Source organism: Paenibacillus sp. PK3_47 (assembly GCF_023520895.1).
Taxonomy (GTDB): Bacteria; Bacillota; Bacilli; order Paenibacillales; family Paenibacillaceae; genus Paenibacillus_AQ.
This window is the reverse complement of record NZ_CP026029.1, coordinates 6,571,756-6,592,295: the sequence shown is the minus strand read 5'-3', so window position 1 is coordinate 6,592,295 and position 20,540 is coordinate 6,571,756. Positions and strand designations below refer to the sequence as shown.

Sequence of the window (20,540 nt, the reverse complement as noted above, 5' to 3'; positions counted from 1 at the left end):
TCTTGCCTGTTGCCGGCGGCTACTGTGCAGACTCAGCCAGTGCTGCGTCAATGGCTGCGGTCAGGCCCTCGTAAGAGGAATCCGGAAGCAGCTCGCCGTTCACCATAAATTTAGGCGTGCCGTTTACGCCGTAGGCTCCGGCGATCTTGAAGTCTTCCTTCACATCATACATATAGGTATGACGGGTGATATCCTGTTCGAACTGCTCGTAATTAATACCTTCAATGTTGTTCTTGACAAAGTTAAGAATGAACTTCTGGGTGGCCCAGATGGTGCTCTCATCACCTTGGTTGTCGTACAGCTTGTGGACATATTCCCAGAACTTTTCATTGCTCTGCCTGTAGATGGCTTCCCCGGCACTGGCCGCCAAATAGGAGTCCCTGTCGATAAAGGCAAAGTTCATGAAGAAAAGCTCAGCCTTACCGGTGTCTACATAATCCTTAATGAAGGTATCCAGATAAGCGGCTGTCCATTTTTTGCAGGCAGGGCATTTGAAATCAGCGAACTCAATAACCTTGACCTTCGCTTCGGCGCTTCCGAGATGCGGCTGCTTCTCATACTTCAGCCCGTCAACAACAAAATTGCCCTTTACATCCGTGTAATTGGGCAGGTTGTCGAGATCACCGGCATCGCCGGCAGTTCTCCCTGCCGCCAGGTAGAGCAGGGCTATAATCAGGATGACAACAACCACACCCAGCAGCATCGGGAGCCAGTGCTGCCGCACCGGGCTATTTCCGCGGCTAACTTTTTTGTTCATTCCGTACCTCCTGCTTGAGATGACAATCTTCTCAAACAGTATAATCATACCGGGTGCAGGATGAATGTGTCTTTTGTAACATTACAGTGCTATAGATTAGCCGTGGCTCTTACGCTGGGCTGCAGACCGGATCACCGGCGGAACTTCAATAATGGATGATATGGTCACTACGGATTGCTGCATCTCCCGCTGAAGCTCAATCAGGTTGTAGAGCCATTCATTCTGCTGTTTCAGATAGATGGTGTTAATCCCTGCGGTCAGGGCCGGAAGCACATCCGTACGCAGTGAATTGCCGATCATCCATGTGCGGCTGCGGTCAAAATGGTGTGTGCTCAGGATGTTCTCCAGGGATTCCACATTTTTGTGCTGGCGGATAAAGATTCTGTCATCAAAATACAAATCAAGCTTCATCTGCTCAATTTTGCGCTGCTGGATCGTATCATCTCCGCCTGTGTAGAGATACAGATCGTGCCCGTCCTGCTTCAGCATATCCAGTGTCTCCACCATGCCGGGGTAGGCTTCAATTTCCTGGTCATATACGCTAAGCCCCAGCTTCATCAGCTGCTGCTCCTGAACAGGATCCGCAGGCCTGCCCAGTCTGGCGCTGAAATAACGGTAGGTGGCAATCAGGGATTTGGGAAAGTTCTCGCTCGCCAGTCCGCTTGTGCTCACAGTCTCCACATCGATCTCAACCTGCTTGCTGCGGACTTCGCTGGTAAGTATGCCGTCTCCGCTGAACCAGTCATTCATAAGCTCGAAATACTGGCCCAGAATGAGGTCGAAATACTTATTGCAGTGCACCAGTGTATCGTCCAGGTCAAAAATGACTTGTTGTTTCATATATGTCATGTGTCCACTCCTTCTCAGTAGTCATAGCTGCAGTTGTATTCTAATTATATCCGAATATATGACTCCAGGAACATCTGGAGTTCAGAAGCACCGTCCGGCCGTATGCTGAAGCGCTCGCTGTTCTCACCGGAGAGATGCACACGCAGCAGCCCTGCAACCCGCAGAATCAGCAGATGATGCATCAGCATTTCACTGGACTGGCTCAGCTCGGACTGCATTTCCCAGAGCGTTTTGGGCTCATGGGCTACATAGCGGAGCAGCCGGAGCCGCGTAGGATCCGAGAGTGCCTTGGTCATTCGCAGCAGTACAGTGGGCGGTTCGTCCTCATTGTCTAACGGTACATCGACAGGATACTGGATGATCATCAATGTATTGTAGAAGCAGTAAGTATTGATCGGCCGGTTATGTACCGTGGGCAGCAATACGATGGTATCCAGCCCGGGCAGATCCTCAATGACAACGCCTCCTGAGGCATACTCGATCAATGCTGTAGGATCCATTTTGCTTTGCAGCATTTTTTTCTCTGAGGCGTCCTCGATGAGCAGGGGCAGAATCTTGTGCTCCACATGGCGGAAATATTGTTCATGCCACAGACGGAGAAGCGGGCTGTAGCTGTTCTTGATCCGGGCACATTCTTCCATCGTAAAGTCCGGGAACAGCGGCACTGACCGCAAAAAGATTTCCTCCAGCGGAGTATCGTCCAGCTCATCCAGAAACTGCAGCACCTTGGACGCCGGGCCGCGGTTGTACGCCCATGCATACAGCACGTCATAATCGCTGAAAGGCCATTCGGCAGCCCCCCGCAGGAGGGACAATTGCTGCGGCGGAATCCGGTTATCGAGATCACGCACCCAGTCAATGCCGATATCCAGGTTGGAAATCCACTTGCGGGTCACATATAACATAAAACTGTCGAGCAGTTCATATACAGGCGAGACATCAATTTTTAGTTCATAACTCATGCTTACACCCCCAGGGAATTCCGTCACTTCTATATATTATCTCTTGTTATGAAGAGGGTTGTCTACTATAATGTTCGATGTTTGCCGGTTGGCGTAAGATTTAATAACTGAATAATTACATAGTTAGTATAGGAGGATTTATCCGTGTCAGACCCGCTACAACAGACAGTTAAAATAAACAGCAAGCTGAATTACATGATTCTGATCACCGTCATTATCGCCGCAGGCCTTAGCCAGGGGCTCCTTTTGCCTGTACTCTCCATCCTGCTGGAGCAAAAGGGCGTGTCCTCCTCTCTGAACGGGCTTAATGCGGCCGCGTTATATGTGGGTTCATTTGCGATGACCCTCGCTGCTGAACGGGTACTTGGAGCCATCGGTTTCAAAAAGCTTATTGCCGCCGGGCTCACCCTCGTGCTGGCAGCCCTGCTGCTGTTCCCGCTGCTGCCGGGCATCAAAGTATGGTTTGTGCTGCGGCTGCTGGTCGGTATCGGCGACTCAGCCATCAATTATGCCGCACAGCTCTGGGTGCTGCTCATGGCGCCGGCCGAACACAGGGGCAGATACCTGTCCCTGTACGGAATGTCCTATGGACTCGGATTCAGCCTGGGGCCGCTTGGCATCAGCCTGCTGCGGTTTGGCGAAGCTGCACCTTTTCTTATTACCGCTGTACTGTTTCTGTTTGCACTTTTGCTGGTGCTGGTCAAGCTTCCGGATTCCCGTCCTGAAGCCGTGGAGCATAACGAGGGACAAGCCCGCCGGTTCGGGCGAGTGTATATGCTGGCCTGGTATGCGTTAATACCGGCTCTGCTCTACGGATACATGGAAGCCAGCTTGAACAGCAGCTTTCCTGTTTACGGTCTTCGCACAGGCTTCACTGCAGATCAGATCGCTGCGCTGCTGCCGTTTGCCGGTATCGGCGGGCTGGTGCTCCAGCTGCCGCTGGGCATCTGGAGTGACCGTTACGGCCGGAAGAAGATTCTGATCCTCTGCGGAGTGGCAGGCGGTACTGCGTTTGCTTTGCTGCCTGCAGCCGGGAATCAGTTCCTGCTCACTCTGGCGCTGCTCACGATTGCGGGCGGCCTGGTAGGTTCGTTCTTCTCACTGGGCCTCAGCTATGCTGCAGACATTCTTCCGCGCAATCTGCTGCCTGCCGCGAATGTAGTTGCTTCCTTCCACTTCAGCGCCGGCAGTATCATCGGACCGGGGCTCGGCGGACTGCTGCTTGAATTCGGCTGGGGCGGCGGTGTATTCGCACTGATGGGCGTATTCTATATTCTGTTCGGTTTGTCAGGGTTATTATTCTCGCAAAGAAAAGCGATTTAAGGTAAGATAAGAACGAATGCTCGCATGGAATTTGATCCCGCTTTCAGAGTACACTATAGAATAGAGTCGAAGACAGGGAGAGGTCGAACTATGATCACAGTTGAACATCTGGCCAAAACAGTAGGAGAGGACAAGGTTCCTGTGCTGCAGGATATTGGCTTTCAATTAGAACCGGGGGAACTGGTGGTGCTGCTGGGGGCCAGCGGAAGCGGCAAATCTACGCTGCTGCGCTGCCTGGCGCTAAAAGAAAAATGGGACAGAGGCAATTTCAGAGTGGATGGAATCGATATTAAAGGAAATGCTTTTGCCGGGAGACGGAAGATACGCCGCGAATGGGCCTACCTGGAGCAGAATGCCGAGCTCAACCCGAACCGGACAGCGCTTAAGAATGTCCTGATCGGCCAATCTTCACAGACACCGCTCTGGCGGATGGTTACAGGTATGGTGCGCTCCGATGATTACATGGGAGCCATGGACGAACTGGATCTGCTGGGACTTCTTGATAAAGCGAAGATGAAGACCAGCCAGCTCAGCGGGGGAGAACGCCAGCGTGTGGCGATTGCCCGGGCGCTTGTTCACGGAGCCAAGGTGATTCTGGCGGATGAGCCGGTGACGGGCCTGGATCCGCGGACTGCCGAGGGCGTGATGGAGACCCTGCGCAAGCTCTGCAAAGAGACCGGTCTGACGGTGATTACTGTGCTGCCGCTGGAGCTGGCTGAACGTTATGCCACCCGTCTATGGGTACTGGAGAACGGCAGAATCAAGCATGATGTCAAAGGCCGCCGCCTGACGTCCCAGGAGCGGGCCAATCTATAATGAGCCAATCAGGGAACAGGGAAGAGTGATGAAGTTGAATACACATGTTCTGAAGCGTCTGGCAGCAGCAGCGCTGTCGCTGTCTGTTCTGTCAGGCTGCACCTTCATCAGTGATCCTGTTTCACGGATGAAGGTGCCCGATCTGTCTGCCGACAAAGCCTCACTGATGACAGCGATCAACTCGCTGATTCCGGCAGGCTCTTCGCTGATCCGCCCGACCAATAACAACGACAGCTCGATATTTACCGAGGATCTGGATAACGACGGTACGCTGGAGACGCTGGTCTTCTATTTGACCAGCAACGAAGCGGTGCTGATCCACGGCATGATTCTGGAGAAGCAGGAAGACGGATGGGTGAAGAAGCTGGATTTTGACGGTGACGGCACACAGCTGGATTCTGTGGATCTGAGAGATCTGACAGGTGACGGCAAACTAAACATTATTACAGGATATTCCCGCGGAGAAGAGAAGGGCATGGTAGTCTACAACTACTCCGGCGGAGAGCTGGAAGAAGTGCTCACTGAGCCTTATACCAAATATCTGCTCGATGATCTGAACGAGGACGGTATCGAAGACCTTACGATCGTGTACTTCAAACGCAATGAATTTGCGACTATAACAACCTACCAATATAACGACGGTTTTAAGGTGCTGGATAAGCTGGAGGACCTGGATCCGTATTTCAGTAATTATTACAATATTGTCTCAGGTAAAGTAGCAGAGAACAAAGAAGGTATAGTACTGGATTCGGCGGTGGATTCACGCTCGGCCTATACAACGATGGTCGTGATGGAGAACAGCAAGCTGCGTGTAGTGATCCCCGGAGACGCCCGCACCTTTAAAGACCGCAAAATTGTCAGCGAAGATATCGACGAAGACGGTATTATCGAGATCGGGCTGCTTGAGCCGCCCAAAGGCTGGGAGTATTTTGATCCGGAGACCATTCCCTATTTTAACTCCTATTACAAGTGGGACGGCAAAGACGGGTTAACCTTCTCGACCAAGAAATATCATGACCCTTCGGGCAGGTTCACGATTGATTTTTCTCCGGAATGGCTGGAGAATATTACAGTCGATACGAAATCCGTCCAGGATAAATCGCTGAAGTTCATTATGTCCGATACCGGTGAGACCGTTGCCGAGGTTTCCTTTTTTACGGAAGAGGAATGGAGCAAGGCGAAGAATTCAGGCTGGGATCTGCTGGGACGTGACATGGACAAAATTATCGGCTACCGGGGTGAACTGGAACAAAGCACAAGCTGGGGTGACAACGACAAAATAACCGCTCCTATTGAAAGGAAGGGACTTGATGAGTAAGGTACTGATTCTGGAGGACGAAGAGTCTATCCGCAGTTTTATTGTAATTAATCTCAAACGCAACGGATTTGAAGTGCTGGAGGCCGCTGACGGCAACGAGGCACTGCACAAGCTGACTACAACCCCCGACATTGATATTGCGCTGCTGGATGTAATGGTGCCCGGCATTGACGGTTTTGAGGTCTGCAGACGCATCAGAGAGACCAACGAACGGCTGGGAATTATTTTTCTGACGGCAAAAGTGCAGGAGCAGGATAAAGTATATGCACTTTCTGTAGGCGCTGATGACCATGTCAGCAAACCTTTTAGCCCTACAGAGCTGATCGCCCGGATCCAGTCGCTGCTTCGCCGGGTTAACGTACACCGTGAGCAGTCGGCCAAGGTATCCTTTCATTCGGGACCTTTTACGCTGGACCTGATTTCCAAGCAGTTCAAACGCAGCGGGGAAGCGATCGAACTGACGCCGACTGAATTTTCGCTGGTGCAGTTTTTTCTGGAAAAAGAAAACACACCGCTCAGCCGCGACTCGCTTCTGGATCATGTCTGGGGCAAAGAGTACATGGGCGATCCGAAGATTGTCGATGTAAATATCCGCCGGCTGCGCCAAAAAATCGAGAACAACCCGTCAGAACCCGAGTATCTGCAGACTGTATGGGGGCACGGCTATAAATGGAAAGGCCAAGGCCAATGATCAGAAAGGGGATGCGCAGACAGATTGTACTGCATTATCTTCTTGTAGTCTTTGTGGCGCTTCTCCTCGTGGAGGTTATTTTCCTCCTGGCGATCCGGACGTACTATTACAACAGCGTCTACAGCAAAATCACGACCCAGATTGCTACAGCGGAAGAGTTTATCAAATACAGGTTCACAGGCGATAACTCGCCTGATCAAATGCAGAATATTCTGGATTTCTTCTGGCTGGACAAAACAGAGCTGCAGGTATTAACCCTAAGCGGTGATATTCTCACAAGCTCCACAGGGTTCCAGCCGGACCGTACGATTACGACAAGTGATGTTCCGGAGGCGGTGGGCGGCAGTATCGGCCGCTGGGTCGGAAGACAGCCCGGTACCAATGAGAGTGTAATGGCTGTGTCCAAAATGCTGCAGATTAACGCCCGCGATACTTATGTGATCCGTTACCTGACCTCCATGGAGCGGATAGATAAGGATCTGTTCAATCTCACCATGGTGTCCATCGGCATTGGTGCGGCAGTTATGGCTATCGTTGTGCTGTTCAGCTTCGGGCTGGCCAACTCGATCGTAAAGCCGCTCAACAATATTACGGCAGTGTCAGCGCAAATGGCGAAGGGGAAGTTCACTACCCGGATCAAAGGCGATTACAAATACGAAATCGGTGATCTGGCTTCCACGCTGAATTATATGGCGGATGAAATTATCCGCAGCAATCAGATCAAGGATGATTTTATATCCTCGATCTCCCATGAGCTGCGGACACCGCTTACCAGCATCAAAGGCTGGAGTGAGACGCTGATATCCGGCGGTTATGATCCCGAGGAAACCAAGCTCGGTGTTGGGATTATATCCAAGGAGAGCGACCGTCTCATCGGGCTGGTGGAGGAGATTCTCGACTTTTCCAAGCTGCAGCAGAATGAGATGAAACTCTCCATAGTGCTGGTGGATATCAAAGTGGTGCTGCAGGAAACCATCCTCAACATCTGGGCCAAAGCGGAGAAGAAGCGGATTCATCTGCTGCTGGAATGTGAAGACACCATCTATATCAAAGGCGATCCCAACCGGCTGAAGCAGGTGTTCCTGAACCTGGTTGACAACGCGGTGAAATTCTCTCCCGAGGATTCCAGCATAGTTCTGTCTGCGCAGCGGCTCTCGGGTACGGAAATGGCGGTAATTGTGCGGGACAGCGGTATCGGGATCAGCGAAGCGCATTTGTCCCGGGTCAAAGACCGCTTCTTCCAGGTGGATGCGCTGAACGGTGGTACCGGTCTGGGGCTGGCGATTTCCCAGCAGATTGTAGAGCTTCATCACGGTAAACTGGAGATGGACAGTGAACTGGGCAAGGGAACCCAGGTTACGGTTATTTTGCCGTTGACCACCGAGGTTCCGCCGTCTGCAGTTCATCCGGCCGATGAGAATGAGGCATGAAGAAGAGGGGAAGCGCGCAGGCTTCCCCTCTGATTTTACAAGAATAAAGGCTTCAGACACAGGTTGGGTTAACCGGTGTCTGAAGCCTTTATTCATTTACTTTGTATTTTAAGCTTAGGAAGGAAGGCTTTCTGCGCGCAGTCTGCCAGCTTTTTCGTATACCTCCTGCAGGAGGCGGGAAGGTTGGGTGCGGATGACCGGCTTAGCGGCTACTGTCTCATAAGGTCCTACGACTACGATATTGTCTTCGCTGCCCTTGATTACAGCGCCATCTTTGATTACTGCGCCTTCACCAATGATTGCATTCTCAATCAGTACACCACGCCCGATACGTGCATTTGGCATTACGATACTGTGTTTGATCAGCGTCAGCTTGCCGATTTCAACACCGCCGAAAATGACGGAACGGTTCAAATTCCCTTCAAGATGGCAGGTCTCATTGACCAGGCAATCTGCTGCAGGAATCTGTAAGCGCGGCTTGTGTACCGCTTGCTTGATCCGGCGGGAACGGCTGTACATCGGCCATTTGGCGTTATCCAGCTTAAAGCCGTTATCTTCCTGGAGCAGGTCCATGTGAGCTTCCCAGAGGCTGCCTACAGTACCAACATCTCTCCAGTATCCTTCAAAACGGTAAGCGAACAGCTCGTCATTACCATCCAGCATGGTCGGAATGACATCTTTACCGAAGTCATGGCTGGATTCCGGGTTAGCGGCGTCGCGCAGCAAATGCTCCTTAAGATATTTCCATTCAAACAAATATATGCCCATCGAAGCCAGGTTGCTCTTCGGAACTTTCGGTTTCTCGGCAAATTCGGAAATTTTCAGCTCATCATTTACGTTCATCACGCCAAAGCGGCTGGCTTCCTCCCAAGGCACTTCCATAACGGAAATGGTGGCTTTGGCCGATTTGCTGATATGGTAATCCAGCATTTTACGGTAATCCATATGGTAAATATGGTCGGCTGACAGAATCAGTACGTGTTCAGGATGGTTGCTGTCAATATAATCAATGTTCTTATAAATGGCATCAGCTGTTCCTGTGTAGCTGTCACGTCCTTCCACTCCGGAAGGAAGCAGCGTTACACCTTTATCCGTACTGGTATGTAGCCCCCACGGTTCTCCTTCACCAATATGTTCATGCAATGATTCAGCCTCGTACTGCGTCAGTACGCCTACAGTGTCAATACTGGAATTCACACAGTTGCTGAGGGGAAAGTCAATGATTCTATACTGTCCGCCGAAAGGGACTGCTGGTTTTGCCATTGTGCTGGTCAGGGGGGCCAATCTGCGGCCTTCTCCGCCTGCCAGGAGCATGGCGATACATTCTTTTTTACTCATTTGTTATCCCTCCCATTTTTTTGTCAATGCTTGTAATATAAACTCCCCACAAGCTCTTGAAACGACATAGGTGAAATATATTGCCTTATAACAGTAAAAATTACATAAATATTTTTGGTATTCAGGAAATCTTTATTTTTATGGCTAAATCATTTTCAAACACGCAACATTGGGGTAATGTTATAGGTGCATCATATATAAAAAAGGTGGTGATGATTTGCCTCACATACAACAACCAGTAAACTTACCGTCCTCAGATGATATTTACCTGTTCCATGAAGGCACCAATTATCGCAGCTATACGATGCTCGGTGCGCACACTGCCGATGAAGATGGGGAGAAGGGTGTACGCTTTACCGTCTGGGCTCCTCATGCGGCCTATGTAGGACTGGCTGGTGATCATAACGGCTGGGACGGAACACAGGATGTAGATTCATTATATAAGATACCCGATTCAGCATTTTGGAGTCGTTTTTTCCCGGGTATAGAGCTGGGAACTTTATACAAATACAGAATTATCGGCAGCGACGGCGCAAGTTTTCTCAAAGCCGATCCTTATGCCTTCAAAGCTGAAGTACGGCCGGCCACTGCCTCTGTGGTTGCCGATATCACCGGATATAAATGGGGGGACAGCGCCTGGCGCAGACGTACCAAGACTGCTTATAACGGCCCGGTGAACATTTATGAAATGCATTTTGGCACATGGAAGCAGAAGGAAGACGGTGAATTTTACACCTATGCGGAGATGGCTGAGCTGCTGATTCCTTATCTGCTGGAAATGAGCTATACTCACGTTGAATTTATGCCGCTTGCTGAACATCCATATGACTTATCGTGGGGATATCAGGGAACGGGCTATTTTGCAGCTACAAGCCGTTACGGCGAACCTCATGAACTGATGTACCTGATTGACCGCCTGCACCAGGCAGGCATCGGGGTGATTCTGGACTGGGTACCGGCGCATTTTGCCAAAGATGCACATGGGCTTAGAATGTTCGACGGCTCCCCGTTATATGAATACGCAGATCCGATGCTGGCTGAGAAGCCGGGCTGGGGTACACTCTCTTTTGATTTCAGCAAACCCGAAATTTCCTCGTTTCTGATCTCCAATGCCTTGTTCTGGTTTGATATGTACCATATTGACGGGATGAGGGTAGATGCGGTTACCAGTATGCTGCGGCTCGATTTTGAGAAACAGGAGCACCAGTTCAGACGCAACCGTAACGGAGGGCTGGAGAATCTGGAAGCCATCAGGTTTATTCAGCAGCTTAATAAGACGATTTTTCAATACTATCCTAGGGCACTTATGATGGCTGAGGAGTCAAGCGCCTGGCCGGGAGTTACCGCTCCTGTTCATGAAGGCGGGCTGGGCTTCAATTACAAATGGAATATGGGCTGGATGAATGACACACTGGGTTACATAGAACATGATTTCGGGGCAAGACCCTACCATCATAATTTGTTGACCTTCCCGATCGCTTACGCCTATTCCGAGAATTACACGCTGCCGCTGTCCCATGATGAAGTGGTGCACGGCAAGAAGTCCCTGCTGGACAAGATGCCTGGCTCCTATGAACAGAAATTCGCCGGACTGCGTCTGCTGCTTGGTTATCAGGCGACCCATCCGGGCAAAAAGCTGCTGTTCATGGGCGGAGAATTCGGCCAGTTCATTGAATGGAAGGATGAAGAGCCGCTGGACTGGTTCCTGCTGGACTACGAAAGCCACCGCCGCATGCTGGCGTATACTGCAGCCCTGAACAAGCTGTATTTGTCAGAGAGGGCGCTGTGGGAGCAGGACCATAATATGGAGGGTTATCAGTGGATTGAAGCCGACGATAACAGCCAAAGTGTTCTATCGTATATCCGCAGAGGGAAAAAACCAGTGGATACGCTGCTGATCATCATTAACTTCCAGCCGGTGGAGCGGCTTCATTACCGTCTGGGCGTTCCGCGGCCGGGTACCTATGAAGAGATCTTCAGTTCGGAGAGTGTGGAGCTCGGAGGCTCCGGAATTCATAATCCGCCGATAAAAAGTGAGAAGAAGGAATGGCATAACCAGTTGAACAGCATAGAGCTTACCATACCGCCTCTGGGCTTCCTGGTGTTGAAGAAAGCAGGGCGCAAGGTAAATAAATGATGAAATAATCCGTTCATTTAAGGGGGAAATCTAGTTATGAAAGTACTATTTGCCGCTGCTGAAGCCCATCCGTTTATCAAAACAGGCGGTCTGGCCGATGTCATTGGCGCATTACCCAAGGCTCTGAAGGCTGCCGGAGTGGATGTGCGTGTGATTTTGCCCAAGTACCGCGGAATTCCCGAGAAATATGCCTCCCAGATGGAGCATATCGCAGTAGCGGAGGTACCCGTAGGATGGCGCAACCAGTATTGCGGGGTCGAACGGATAATCCATGACGGTGTCCCGGTGTATTTTATCGACAACGAATATTATTTCGGACGTGACGGTATCTATGGATACATGGATGACGGTGAACGGTTTGCCTTCTTTAACCGGGCGGTTCTGCACTGCCTGCCGGAAATCGGCTTCCAGCCGGATGTGCTTCACTGCCATGACTGGCATGCTGCGGTAATTCCGCTGCTGCTCAATGCCCACTACCGACATGATCCGTTCTACAGCAATATGCGTACCGTATTCACCATCCATAACCTGCTGTATCAGGGGGTGTTCCCTTACGCTGTGCTGGATGAGCTGCTTGGACTGGACACCAGTTATTTTAATGATGTCGAGTACTACGGCAATGTGAACTATATGAAAGGCGGCATTGTGCACAGCGATCATGTGACCACGGTCAGCCCGACTTATGCGAATGAAATCCGCACGCCATACTACGGATACGGGCTTGACGGCCTGCTTAACCACCGTGCAGACAGCCTCAGCGGAATTGTCAACGGGATTGATACGAAGAGCTATAATCCGGCTTCAGACCAGGCTATTTTCACCCGGTACCGTACGAACCTGGCCAAGAAGGCAGAGAACAAGCTGGGGCTGCAGCAGGAGCTGGGACTCCCGGTCGCGCCGTATATCCCGATGGTTGCTATGGTTACACGCCTTGTTGATTCCAAAGGCCTTGATCTTCTGACACGTGTGCTAGATGAACTGCTGTATTATGATGACATCCAGTTTGTGCTGCTCGGCACAGGCGATGCCTCTTATGAACGGTGGTTCCGTGAGGCTGCATGGCGTTATCCGACCAAGCTGTCCTCACAAATTCTGTTTAATGATGCGCTGTCACGCAAAATCTATGCCGCCAGCGACATTTTCCTCATGCCGTCCAAATTCGAGCCATGCGGCATCAGCCAGCTGCTGGCACTCCGATACGGCAGCATCCCGGTAGTCCGCGAGACGGGCGGTCTCAATGATACCGTGCAGGCGTACAACGAAGTGACAGGGGAAGGCAACGGCTTCACCTTTAAGGATTATAACGCTCATGATATGATGTATACGCTCCGCAGGGCAGTATCCTTCTATCAGCAGCCGGAGCACTGGAAGAAGGTCACGAAGAACGCCTTCGCAGGCGACTACAGCTGGAATGTATCTGCTCAGCAGTACATTGATATTTACAGCAGCATCACGGGTCAGGCTGAAGCTGAAATTGAAACTAATGCTGAAGTTGATCCTGTAATTGGTAATGGAATTGATACGGAAACTGTAATTTAAGCTGTAAATGTTAAAAAGGACACCCGCCAGATCAGTGATGATCAAAGCGGTGTGTCCTTATTTTGCTTTGGGTTTTAGTCAGTGGTGTGCGTATTAGGTGCGCAATAAAAAACACTGTATGAACCATGAAACCTTTCAGATAGAAATGGGAGGTCCAGGCCCAAACGAAGGAATGGGGCATAGATGGCGGCAATAAGTATAGCTTGTGATGAAACGATGTGGAAATACATTGGTAAATTATTTGAGCGCTTTAACTTCATTGGCAGCGGCCCAATGTACTCGATTTTTCAAGTATAATGTGCGACTTTACTCCGTCGTGGCCCAATGTACTCGATTTTTCGAGTATAATGTGTAATTTTTACTCCGCTGCGGCCCAATGTACCCGATTTTTCGAGTATAATAAGCTACTTTTGATACGCCGTGGCTCAATGTACTCGATTTTTCGAGTATAATGTGCGACTTTACTCCGCCGAGGCCCAATGTACCCGATTTTTCGAGTATAATGTGCTACTTTTGATCCGCCGTGGCCCAATGTACCCGATTTTTCGAGTATAATAAGCTACTTTTGATACGCCGTGGCTCAATGCACTCGATTTTTCGAGTATAATGTGCTACTTTTGATCCGCCGCAGCCCAATGTACTCGATTTTTCGAGTATAATATGCTACTTTTGTTCTACCGTGGCCCAATGTACTCAATTTCGCATACACTGTGCTTTTTCCCGCTGTAAGTAGGTTTAGACAAGATCACTGTAAACTATCCGGTAGCCGCAGAGCTATCACGCCACTCGTCGGTTTCCATGGAATGGCTGAGGGTATGGGGATACGGCGTGTTATTCATCCAAACGATGAAATGTATGATCTCACCGGCACGCTCATAAACTATGCAGGGATCGTTTTAACATTCCTGAAGCTGGTCGGCATTTACATTCACGCAGGGATTTGTTTTGTTTGCGCACGCAATCTTCATCCGGACAAAACTTGCTACGAAGCATACTTAAGTTTTGTGAGCATGACCAGTAAATAACTGGAGATAGTACATAGTATTATATACTTCATGAGACAGGGGGAGCGAAACTTTAAGGGACCAGGCCTTTTGCGTGTTTTTTTAAATTATGAAAAATAAATGACATTGTAACAATTTGTCTTTGCATAATCATGCGAAGTGATTTATAATAAATCGGTCAATGGGACAACTAGGAGAACACTCACAAAAAGAACAGGGGAGATATAGGGATGAACAAATGGGGTAAACTTTCTTTAGGAATGCTGCTGGCAGTGGGACTTATAACAGGATGCGGTTCCAACAACAATGCGGACACTGCAGCAACTGACAGCAACAACAGCACTAACAGCGGTGCAGCGGGTGCTACAACCCTGATTCTTGGAACAAGCGCGGACTTCCCGCCATATGAATTCCATAAAATGATTGACGGCAAAGATACGATCGTAGGCTTTGATATCGACATCGCCAAAGAAATTGCTGCCGATATGGGCGCAACGCTGGAAATCAAGGATCTGCCTTTTGATTCATTGCTGAATGAACTGTCGAGCGGCAGAGTGGACATGGTTATTTCCGGTCTTAGCCCGACACCTGAACGTGCAGAAGCAGTAGGCTTATCCGACATTTACTACAAAGCAGAACAAGCGGTCGTAGTGCGTGAAGCCGACAAAGATAAATATGCTACTATGGAATCGCTGGTTGGCGCCAAGATCGGCGTACAAACCGGTTCGATTCAGGAAGAAATCGCTAAAGATATTGAAGGCGCACAGCTGACTTCCCTTGGTAAAATCTCCGAGATCGTTCTGCAGCTGAACTCCAACCGTGTCGATGCTTCCATCATGGAAGGTCCGGTGGCTGAATCCTTCGTGAAGAACGTTGACGGCCTGGTCATTACTGATGCCAAACCTCCGGTTGAAGATGACGGTTATGTTATCGGTGTGAAGAAGGACAATACAGAGCTGCTTGACAAAGTCAACGCAACGCTGGACCGTCTGGAATCCGAAGGCAAGATTGATGAATTCGTAGCTGCAGCCAGCGAGCTTGCCGAAAGCGAATAATTCAGCCTTAATTTACCGGTTCGCGCAGGACAATGCCCACCTTTGCAGTCCGCTGCAGAGTTATGCTTTTCTTCTAAGAAAATGGCGGTGATCCGCCGTTTTCTATTTTTTTGAATACGACTTTGAGAACAGGAGGTTATGCCGAAAATGAATGTATTTGATATGGCTTATGAATACCGAAGCTTTTTTCTCTCCGGTCTGAGATACACCTTGCTGCTGGCGGTAATGGGTGTATTTTTCGGATTTGTACTGGGTATTATCGTATCTTTGCTCCGGATGTCCAAATGGAGGGTGCTGCGTTTTATAGCGACAGCCTGGGTGGAGTTTCTGCGCGGCACGCCGATGCTGGTTCAGCTCTTCCTGATCCACTACGGCCTGCCGGAATTCGGTATGGAATTTACACCGATTCAATCCGGTGCGATTACGCTGACCATTAACAGCTCTGCTTATCTGGCGGAAATTTTCCGCGCCGGTATTCAAGGGGTTGACCGGGGACAGGTGGAAGCCGCACGGTCTTTAGGAATGAGACAAGGGATGACCATGCGTTATATTGTCCTCCCGCAGGCGCTGAAGAATGTGCTTCCGGCCATCGGGAATGAATTTATTACGATTATTAAAGAGTCGTCCATCGTGTCGATGATCGGTGTCGCGGATCTCTTGTTCCAGGCGAGAACCATTACCACGATTACCTATGAAGGACTTAATCCGCTGATTGTTATCGCAGTGATGTATTTTGTTCTGACATTTACGCTGTCCAAGCTGCTTGGCATACTGGAAAGGAGGCTGAATACGAATGATCGCCGTTAATAACCTGCAAAAACATTTTGGCAAACTGGAAATTCTTAAAGGAATTGATCTGGAAATCAAAAAGGGCGAGGTTGTCGTCGTCATCGGACCCAGCGGATCGGGAAAAAGTACATTTTTGCGCTGTCTGAATCTGCTGGAGCAGCCTACCGGAGGCGAAATCACCTTTGAAGGACAATCCATCACAGCCAAAAAGCATGATATTAATGTAACCCGGGAAAAGATGGGGATGGTGTTCCAGCAGTTCAACCTGTTCCCGCACAAATCCGTGCTTCAGAACATTATGCTGGCTCCGGTCAAAGTCAAGAAGCAGCAGCCGGCTGAAGCGGAGAAAATCGCAATGGATCTGCTGCGCACCGTGGGGCTTGAAGACAAGCGTGATGCCTATCCTGACCAGCTCTCCGGCGGACAGAAGCAGCGGATCGCCATTGCCCGTGCATTGGCCATGCAGCCGCATGTGATGCTGTTTGACGAACCAACCTCAGCGCTGGACCCTGAAATGGTCGGTGAGGTGCTGGAGGTTATGAAGAAGCTGGCTGAAGACGGCATGACAATGGTTATCGTAACCCATGAAATGGGCTTTGCCCGTGAAGTCGGTGACCGCATCCTGTTCATGGACGGCGGATACATTGTCGAGCAGGGTACACCGGCAGAAGTCTTCGGCAATCCGCAGCATGCCCGGACCAAGGATTTCCTTAGCAAAGTTCTATAGCTTTCTGATGCCAAGCGGCCCTGAAACTAACTTCAGCGGCCGTTTTGCTTTTGGATATCCCCCTAATGGGTGATATAGTATATAAAATGGACAAACTACATACAAAGGAGTACTTACAGATGAGAGATGATCTTTGCCGGATCGGCATCATTGATATTGGTTCCAACTCCATACGGCTTGTAATTTACGACACAACGCCTGAAGGGGGCTACAAAATCATCAAGGAGTGCAAGTACTCCGCACGTCTGAGTGAGAAAATTACGAAAGAGGGCAGGCTGGAGCATAAGGATATGGACACGGTTATACCGGTTCTGCGCCAGTTTAAGGAGATATGCGAAGGTTTTGAAGTAGACAACATCCGCGCCGGTGCAACAGCTGCTATCCGCAACGCAGCCAACTCTGTGGAGATTATCACCTATCTTTCGGAATCTTCAGGCATCCGGATCGAGATTATCAGCGGCTATCAGGAAGCTTATTTCGGATTTCTCGGTGTCATCAATGCGTTTGATGTCCAGGACGGATTTGTTATAGATATCGGAGGAGGCAGTACGGAGATTACCTTGTTCCGCGGGCGCAGGTATCAGAACAGTATTTCCTTTCCGTTTGGCGCGGTTAATACGAATCTCATGTTCAGTCACAACGGCAACTGGAATGCGGAGCAGGTGAAGAAGCTGCAGGCTTATGTTACAGGCAGGCTTGTGGAGCATGACTGGCTGAATACCGGAGCCGGGCTGCCTTTGTACGGTCTGGGGGGAACTCTTCGTTCGCTCGGCAAGCTGGACCAGAAGAGCCGCGACTATTCCCTGCCTAATTCACACGGATACAGGCTGTCCAGTGAGACAATTGACCGCTTTATGGAGGTTCTCCCGGCGATGCCTTATGAGAAACGTAAGGATCTGGACGGCTTGTCCAAGAGCCGGGCAGATATCATCGTCTCGGGGCTGATTATTTTTCACACCGTATTCAAATATATCGGGGCCAGCCAGGGCCTGATCAGCGGGGAAGGGCTGCGCGAGGGAATGCTGCATGATCTTTTGAATCCGGAGCAGCCGGTGCGGGACAGTGCGCTGGAATATAGTCTCAATACGATTATCCGGTTTGACATCCGCACTTCCAAGCAGCATCTTGATCATATTTACAAGCTGGCCGGGAGTATATTTGATGCTTTTGAAGCCGCTGATAACCGGGCGGAACAGGAGATGCTGATCTATGTGTCTGTCATGCTGCACCGTACCGGCTCCAACATCAACTATTACCAGTCTAAGCGGCATACACGTTATTGGCTGATGAATTCGCCTATCCGCGGTCTTACCCACCGCCAGCTGATCCTCAGCGCTTTGATTGCTTCCTACAGCACAAAAAGCCGGAAGCAGAAACTGTCCCAGGTTCATAAGGACATTTTGCTGGCTTCCGACGAGGAATGGATTCATAAGCTGGGCACGCTTGTGCAGCTTAGCATTGCGCTGGACAGTACGGAGATCGGCTTTGTCCGCGGTGTAAATGCCCATCTGCACGGCCATACGCTTCATTTGGAGCTGCAGGGCGAAGGCAAGGTCCTCATTGGTCAGGAGGACATTGAGAACGCCCTGAAAGCTTTTAAGAATGCTTGGGCTGTGAAGGTAAAGCTTGATTACCCTTCCACTTAGAAACTTCCATAGCGGCGAACTGGCTCCGGAACGGGGCCTTTTTGTCGTCTGCCCGTTCATAATATCCGTTCGGCTGGAGGAAGCTGGATTTCACATTATCATTAAGAGACAGCTCAATAATTTTTACAATCTGTTTGCGGATAACATTGTCCAGCACGGGGCACATCAGCTCAATCCGGCGGGTCAGGTTGCGGGTCATCCAGTCAGCACTGGACAAGTACACCTCCGGTTCACCGCCGTTCTCGAAATAGTAAATCCGGGAATGCTCCAGGAAACGGTCCACAATGCTGCGCACAGTGATTCTTTCGCTAAGCCCCTCAATGCCCGGGCGGAGGCAGCAGACGCCGCGTACAATCAGGTCAATGGCTACGCCTGACTGATTAGCACTGTAAAGATTGTCGATAACCTCCTGGTTGGACAGCGAGTTCATCTTGGCAATAATTCTTGCCGGTCTTCCGGCCGCGGCATGCTCTGCTTCGCGCAGAATCAGCTTTTGCAGCGAGAGGCTCATATTCGTTGGTGCGACGATAAAGGCGTTCCAGTCATGGTTGGCGGAATAGCCGGTCATCTGGTTGAACAGTTCAGAAGCATCCAGTCCGATCTCACTATTGGCTGTAAACAAGCTGATATCGGTATAAGCCTTGGCTGTGCTGTCATTGTAGTTACCTGTTCCCACATGGACATAGCGCCGCAGCTCAGTGCCTTCCTGTCGGACGATCAGCGTAACCTTCGCATGGGTTTTCAGTCCTACGAGACCGTAAACGACGTGGCAGCCGGCTTGTTCCAGCTTCCGGGCCCAGGCGATGTTCCGTTCTTCATCAAAACGTGCCTTCAGCTCCACGACCACAGTAACCTGCTTGCCTGATTCGGCAGCATGGGCGAGCGCGGCAATCAGCGGAGAGTTGCCGCTGACTCGGTACAGCGTCATCTTGATAGCCATAACCTGTTCGTCCTCAGAAGCCTGTGTGATGAAGTCAACCATGGCGTCAAAGGATTCGTACGGATGATACACGAGAACATCGCGTTCGCGCAGCACCTCGAAGAAATCCTCATTTTCATCAAACTCCACCGGATATTGCGGCTCCACAGGTGCTTCATACAGATAGTTGAAGCCCTTCAGGCTGTTCGCAAAGCCTCTAAGGAATCCCAGATCCAGCGGACCGTCTATTTCAAAGACGAAATCCTCCAGCTCAAATTCAGCCTGCAGCTGCTCCAGCGCATAGGGATGAATCCCTTTCTGCACTTCAAGACGCGCAGGTACGCCCCGGCGGCGTTTGCGCAGCTCCTTCTCAATCTCCTCCAGCAGATCCTCGGCGCCTTCTTCATCGATTGTCAGATCGGAATTACGCGTTAAGCGGAACTCGCTGACAGCCACCGGCTCATAGCCGCTGAACAGGGTCTGGATATGATGGCGGATTACATCCTCAATAAATACAAACTGCCGTTTCTTGCTGTTGGAACGGTGAGGGAGCGGGATACATCTCGGCAGGTTGGACGGAATCTGCAGAATCGCGAAGAAAGGCTCCTCCTCCTGTCCGTTTCTGCGGGTAAGCACTACAGCAAGATAAATAAACTGGCTGTGAACGAGCGGAAAAGGACGGCTCTGATCCACGGCCATCGGCGTCAGAACCGGAAAGATAATATCACGGTAATACTGCTCAATGGATTGCTCCTGGGCATGGGTCAGATCCTCGTAATCAACGAAAACGATGCCTTCTTTATGCAGACTCCGGGAGATATCGCGGAAGGTGCGGTACTGGTCAGCGACAATTTTGGATACCCGTTTGATCAGGCGTTTGTAAAGTCCGGAGGGGGTATAGCCGGTAAAATCCTTTTTGGTGTAGCCGGCTCTGATCTGATCCTGGATCCCTGCTACACGGACGCTGATGAACTCATCCAGATTGCTGGATGTAATCGCCAGAAATTTCGCACGCTCCATGAGCGGGTTGTCCATCTCCTGTGCTTCCTGGAGCACACGGCGGTTAAATTCGATCCAGCTTAAATCACGGTTAAGATATGTAGCAGACGGGCTGCTGTGGTTGATTTTTTTCTCTTCAGTATTCATGGACCCTCCAAGTGTGCGTCAATGTCTATTATTCTTATCGTACCTATTATTCTACTATTTGAGTAAGGGGGAAATGTTAACGCTGTGTAAAATC

General features: G+C 50.3%; 17 protein-coding genes. 12 read left to right on the top strand and 5 right to left on the bottom strand.

Annotated features, from left to right (window positions below):
* Positions 1-19: 19 nt before the first annotated feature.
* From C2I18_RS28610 to C2I18_RS28600, 3 genes are all read right to left on the bottom strand, one after another.
* Positions 20-757 (bottom strand): thioredoxin domain-containing protein, encoded by a 738-nt coding sequence (locus C2I18_RS28610; RefSeq protein WP_249899077.1) that lies wholly within the window; start codon positions 755-757, stop codon positions 20-22.
* Between the two features lie 96 nt (positions 758-853).
* Positions 854-1,606 (bottom strand): HAD family hydrolase, encoded by a 753-nt coding sequence (locus C2I18_RS28605; RefSeq protein WP_249899076.1) that lies wholly within the window; start codon positions 1,604-1,606, stop codon positions 854-856.
* 44 nt (positions 1,607-1,650) lie between these two features.
* Positions 1,651-2,568 carry an ArsR/SmtB family transcription factor gene (locus tag C2I18_RS28600; RefSeq protein ID WP_249899075.1) on the bottom strand — a complete coding sequence of 306 codons (918 nt, stop codon included), beginning with the start codon at positions 2,566-2,568 and terminating at the stop codon, positions 1,651-1,653.
* A 195-nt stretch (positions 2,569-2,763) separates the two neighbouring features.
* Here C2I18_RS28600 and C2I18_RS28595 point away from each other — a divergent pair, with 195 nt between their 5' ends.
* The 5 genes from C2I18_RS28595 to C2I18_RS28575 all read left to right on the top strand — a co-directional run bounded on the left by C2I18_RS28595 (position 2,764) and on the right by C2I18_RS28575 (position 8,146).
* A complete protein-coding gene (locus C2I18_RS28595; protein ID WP_249902282.1) occupies positions 2,764-3,891 on the top strand; it encodes an MFS transporter in 1,128 nt (375 codons plus the stop codon).
* A 90-nt stretch (positions 3,892-3,981) separates the two neighbouring features.
* Positions 3,982-4,707, top strand: coding sequence for a phosphonate ABC transporter ATP-binding protein (locus C2I18_RS28590; protein ID WP_249899074.1), 726 nt, complete (start codon positions 3,982-3,984; stop codon positions 4,705-4,707).
* Positions 4,708-4,735: 28 nt separating this feature from the next.
* On the top strand, positions 4,736-6,025 hold the full coding sequence (locus C2I18_RS28585; RefSeq protein ID WP_249899073.1) for a hypothetical protein: 1,290 nt from the start codon (positions 4,736-4,738) through the stop codon (positions 6,023-6,025).
* On the top strand, positions 6,018-6,716 hold the full coding sequence (locus tag C2I18_RS28580; RefSeq protein WP_249899072.1) for a response regulator transcription factor: 699 nt from the start codon (positions 6,018-6,020) through the stop codon (positions 6,714-6,716). The genes C2I18_RS28585 and C2I18_RS28580 overlap by 8 nt, the downstream gene beginning before the upstream one ends.
* Complete coding sequence (locus C2I18_RS28575) at positions 6,713-8,146, top strand: sensor histidine kinase (RefSeq protein WP_249899071.1); 1,434 nt, start codon at positions 6,713-6,715, stop codon at positions 8,144-8,146. The genes C2I18_RS28580 and C2I18_RS28575 overlap by 4 nt, the downstream gene beginning before the upstream one ends.
* 114 nt (positions 8,147-8,260) lie before the next feature.
* On the opposite strand, the gene C2I18_RS28570 is transcribed toward C2I18_RS28575, so the two are convergent.
* Positions 8,261-9,484: a glucose-1-phosphate adenylyltransferase gene (locus tag C2I18_RS28570; RefSeq protein WP_249899070.1), complete on the bottom strand. Its 1,224-nt coding sequence runs from the start codon at positions 9,482-9,484 to the stop codon at positions 8,261-8,263.
* A 304-nt stretch (positions 9,485-9,788) separates the two neighbouring features.
* Between C2I18_RS28570 and glgB the strand changes: the two genes are divergently transcribed.
* The 7 genes from glgB to C2I18_RS28535 all read left to right on the top strand — a co-directional run bounded on the left by glgB (position 9,789) and on the right by C2I18_RS28535 (position 18,381).
* Positions 9,789-11,621 (top strand): 1,4-alpha-glucan branching protein GlgB, encoded by a 1,833-nt coding sequence (gene glgB / locus C2I18_RS28565; protein ID WP_249902281.1) that lies wholly within the window; start codon positions 9,789-9,791, stop codon positions 11,619-11,621.
* A gap of 36 nt (positions 11,622-11,657) precedes the next feature.
* Positions 11,658-13,160, top strand: a complete 1,503-nt coding sequence (gene glgA / locus C2I18_RS28560) for a glycogen synthase GlgA (protein WP_275100944.1) — start codon at positions 11,658-11,660, stop codon at positions 13,158-13,160.
* 803 nt (positions 13,161-13,963) lie between these two features.
* Entirely contained in the window at positions 13,964-14,185 is a 222-nt protein-coding gene (locus tag C2I18_RS28555; protein WP_249899069.1) for a hypothetical protein, read from the top strand.
* A 209-nt stretch (positions 14,186-14,394) separates the two neighbouring features.
* Positions 14,395-15,219 carry a transporter substrate-binding domain-containing protein gene (locus C2I18_RS28550; RefSeq protein ID WP_249899068.1) on the top strand — a complete coding sequence of 275 codons (825 nt, stop codon included), beginning with the start codon at positions 14,395-14,397 and terminating at the stop codon, positions 15,217-15,219.
* 147 nt (positions 15,220-15,366) lie between these two features.
* Positions 15,367-16,026: an amino acid ABC transporter permease gene (locus tag C2I18_RS28545; RefSeq protein WP_249899067.1), complete on the top strand. Its 660-nt coding sequence runs from the start codon at positions 15,367-15,369 to the stop codon at positions 16,024-16,026.
* Complete coding sequence (locus C2I18_RS28540) at positions 16,013-16,735, top strand: amino acid ABC transporter ATP-binding protein (RefSeq protein WP_249899066.1); 723 nt, start codon at positions 16,013-16,015, stop codon at positions 16,733-16,735. The genes C2I18_RS28545 and C2I18_RS28540 overlap by 14 nt, the downstream gene beginning before the upstream one ends.
* Positions 16,736-16,854: 119 nt before the next feature.
* Entirely contained in the window at positions 16,855-18,381 is a 1,527-nt protein-coding gene (locus C2I18_RS28535; protein ID WP_249899065.1) for a Ppx/GppA phosphatase family protein, read from the top strand.
* Here the strand turns inward: C2I18_RS28535 and ppk1 are convergent.
* The gene (ppk1, locus tag C2I18_RS28530; protein WP_249899064.1) at positions 18,332-20,446 is read right to left on the bottom strand and encodes a polyphosphate kinase 1; all 2,115 of its coding nucleotides are present in this window, start codon (positions 20,444-20,446) and stop codon (positions 18,332-18,334) included. The two genes, C2I18_RS28535 and ppk1, sit on opposite strands and share 50 nt — an antisense overlap.
* Positions 20,447-20,540: the final 94 nt, after the last annotated feature.